Origin of the sequence: Marinobacter sp. UBA2498 (assembly GCF_002341575.1) — a bacterium.
Taxonomy (GTDB): Bacteria; Pseudomonadota; Gammaproteobacteria; order Pseudomonadales; family Oleiphilaceae; genus Marinobacter; species Marinobacter manganoxydans.
The window spans coordinates 19,017-22,232 of record NZ_DDOI01000126.1 but is presented as its reverse complement, the minus strand read 5'-3'; the positions used below and the strand labels follow the sequence as shown (position 1 = coordinate 22,232).

The 3,216-nt window shown below is 55.7% G+C and carries 4 protein-coding genes; 3 read left to right on the top strand and 1 reads right to left on the bottom strand.

From position 1 onward, the window contains the following. Positions 1 to 1,356: hypothetical protein (locus B2W52_RS17720; RefSeq protein WP_286803819.1), on the bottom strand; the 1,356-nt coding region annotated here is incomplete at its 3' end. A gap of 360 nt (positions 1,357 to 1,716) precedes the next feature. Here B2W52_RS17720 and B2W52_RS17715 point away from each other — a divergent pair. The 3 genes from B2W52_RS17715 to glgP all read left to right on the top strand — a co-directional run. Further along, entirely contained in the window at positions 1,717 to 1,908 is a 192-nt protein-coding gene (locus tag B2W52_RS17715) for a hypothetical protein (protein ID WP_053112515.1), read from the top strand. A 12-nt stretch (positions 1,909 to 1,920) separates the two neighbouring features. Continuing rightward, on the top strand, positions 1,921 to 2,193 hold the full coding sequence (locus B2W52_RS17710) for a DUF5676 family membrane protein (protein WP_053112513.1): 273 nt from the start codon (positions 1,921 to 1,923) through the stop codon (positions 2,191 to 2,193). A 152-nt stretch (positions 2,194 to 2,345) separates the two neighbouring features. Beyond that, the coding region (gene glgP / locus B2W52_RS17705; protein WP_286803818.1) for an alpha-glucan family phosphorylase at positions 2,346 to 3,216 on the top strand (871 nt) is incomplete at its 3' end.

The window sequence follows — 3,216 nt, the reverse complement described above, 5'->3', positions numbered from 1 at the left end:
CAGCGTGACGCGGAGATTGTCCTGGAACGGTTCGATCAGAGGTTGAGCTTCGGCATCCGGATGCCAAGAGCTGTGTCGCCTCGGTCGTTCCCGGTGGGCAGTCACTAGGTCTTGGGAAATGCTCCATTCATCGCGTAAGTCATCCGTTATTTCAATTTCCTGTATGAACTCCAGGGAGCGTTCAAGATGAACGGCCAGCCAGACTAACGCGCCCCCCAGTTTTTCTTCAGGGCGGTCCTCAGCCAGAGTGCAGTTAATCCACTGATCGAGTTGATGGGCTTCTGGGGGAAGTGGTTTTTCCCATGACCAAGGAAGATAGTTTGACAGTTCTGCCGTCTGCATCAGTATGCTTTGACCCGAGAGTTTCTGCTGTTCTGGTGTTTCTTCCGGGTCGACGCCGAACAGCAGCAGTTGATGCAGGGCTTCTTCATCGGCAGAGTCTGTTTCGCTGTCTGAATAGGCAAGAAGTTGAGGCCCGCCTGCCGAGCTGCTCAGATCCAATGCGCCCTCTGTTGCTTGGAGTAGGTTCGTAAAGGAAGTCTGAAAAGCGGTCTCTGTTTTTTGAGCTCTGGTGGGGTTGAGTTGGCCCTCTGCAACCCGTTGGATGGCCCTAAGAAGCAGCAGCTCTTTACGGGTTTCTGGCCCTGAGTATCTGGCGATTAGCTGAGATGCGGCGTGTCGTATTGCCAGGTTGAATTGGGAGTACGAGTAGTGGTCTGACGGGCAGGCTTTCAATGACATTTCAAGAATGTTGTCAATAAGTGTCCATTTGCTGTTCTCTCCGGGGAGGCAGAGTGTGCTGGCGACCTGCTGAATCTGGTTATCGTGTGGGCAGTTATGCTCTGCGGTTCTTTCCAGTGCCTGTACGATCAGCCATATTTTTAGAGTTCTTCGTAATCGGTCGAGTAGTTTATTGTCGGAAGGGGGCTGTGGTTGGATAACCAGTTCGAGCAGAAAATGCTCGTTTTTCAGATCTGCTCCTGCCGACCGCAGAATGGTTTTCGTGTTGCCTCTTGATACGCCCTGGTGAAGACCGGAATAGTTATTGGCAAAGTCTTTATCTTGGCTGAACGAGAAAAGAAGCCTGCTTAGGTGGCTGATGTAGGGATTGTCAGCCCACTGATGCAGAATGGCCTTTGAGTCCGGGTTAGAGAGTTCGCGATACAGGTTGCCGACGATCGTGAAGTTTTCAGTGAAGCCAAAGGCGAGCGCTATGGCGTCGAAGATGTCGGAGACGTTGTTTTGTTCAGCCCAAGAACGGATGGCTTGAAAGTGAGGGCCTGGATGCCTTAAGGTCAAGTCCTCGTTGTCTGATTGATCAGCCCCGTGCCATTTCTGCTTGTCGTTACTTGGCATTGTTGTACTTAGTCTCCACTCTCCCTTCTATCCAAAATTCTAATTCACACATCAATTTATATCAAATATCATCAATTTGGCACAAAAAAAGTGTGCCTAAAACATCAGTCTCATAACCATCCAGCCCCCGCTACCATCCAAGAGAAAGGCAGATCAGTAAGCTACTGGTCTGCCTTTTTTATTTGTCCGCAGAAAGTTCCCCATTCCCGACTTGATTGAGGTCAAATCCCGATCTGGTTCGCTCCAATAATTCAGGTTGAACTCAGGTAACTGTGGTTTGCTTATCTCGCTGGAGATGCATGCCCGCTCCGGAGATCACACAATGGCAGTCGGGCGCAACCGCAGACGGAGGAGGGTTATATGGAATGGTTAGCGGAAAACTGGTTCTGGGTGGTTATCGGCATCCTGTTCGTGGCCATGCACATGTTCGGTCACGGTGGGCATGGTGGTCACGGCGGAGGCGGGCACGGCGGACATGGCGCGTCCGACAAGACGGACAAGCCGGACAAACCGGACAGCAATCAGGACCGACCCTCGGGTCATCGCCATTGATGGGAGTGGAACATGCTTAACACGAAACTGGTTACCTGGGCGCTGGGGTTGTTCGCAGCGGTCACCTTCATTGTCTGCGTTATCTATGGACTGGTAACGCCCCAAAGCCTGCATATGCATGCGTTTCTTGAGCAGGTATTGCCGGGATTCAAGTGGCTGACCTGGTGGGGATTTGTGGTCGGCCTGATTGAGAGTTTCCTATATGGCGCCTATGCCGGGCTGGTGTTCTGCCCGATCTACAATCGACTTCACCGTTACTTCGATGCCAAGCAAAGTGGGGACTGAGTCCGCCCCCGTCCACGCAACCACGGTTTAATCCCCCGGAGCACAACTGACCCTGGCAGGGGCACCACTCTGGTGAGCCGCGGCGCAGGTGAGCGGCGGCGCAAGGGCTATCAACGGGCGCAGGCCCCGGTCTTAATAAGGAAGGAGACCCCATGAACAATGAAACCCCTGTCAGCCAGCTGCTATACGGCCCGCTGCATACGGATGTCGAGGGATTTGATGCCCTGGCCGAGCTGGCCCTGGATATGCGTTCGTCATGGAATCATGCGACCGACCAGGTGTGGCGGCAGCTGGATCCCGAGTTGTGGCAAGCCACACGTAACCCCTGGGTCGTTCTGCAGACGGTCTCGCGGGAGAAGCTCCAGGGACTTCTGGCCGATCCGGCGTTCCGTAAAGACGTCGGGGACCTGGTGCAGGCCAGGCGAGATGCCGCTCGGGCGCCGGCGTGGTTTCAGCAAACCTACCCGCGGCCGCCTTTAACCTGTGCCGCTTATTTCAGCATGGAGTTCATGCTGAGCGAGGCCCTGCCCATTTATTCCGGCGGGCTGGGCAACGTGGCGGGCGATCAGCTCAAGGCCGCCAGCGATCTGGGTGTTCCGGTGATTGGCGTGGGGCTTCTCTACCAGCAAGGCTATTTTCGCCAGCTGATCGACCGGGACGGTGCACAGCAGGCGCTTTACCCGTATAACGATCCCGGCCAGTTGCCAATCATGCCGTTGCGTCATTCCAACGGGGAGTGGCTGCGGATACAGCTCGGCCTGCCCGGCCACCCGATCTGGCTGCGCGCCTGGCAGGTCCAGGTGGGCCGTGTGAAGCTTTACCTCCTGGACAGCAACGATGCGGCGAACTACCCGCCGTACCGGGGAATAACCAGTGAGCTTTACGGGGGCGCGCCGGATCAACGCCTGATGCAGGAGGTGATCCTCGGGATTGGCGGCTGGCGGTTGCTCGCCGCGCTCGGTATCGAACCGGAAGTCTGCCACCTGAACGAAGGGCATGCGGCTCTGGCCGTGCTGGAGCGCG

What these genes read in the sequence shown, in the direction of transcription:
- B2W52_RS17715 (WP_053112515.1), top strand. Translation starts at nt 1,717, where the DNA reads ATGGAATGGTTAGCGGAAAACTGGTTCTGGGTGGTTATCGGCATCCTG.
- B2W52_RS17710 (WP_053112513.1), top strand. Translation starts at nt 1,921, where the DNA reads ATGCTTAACACGAAACTGGTTACCTGGGCGCTGGGGTTGTTCGCAGCG.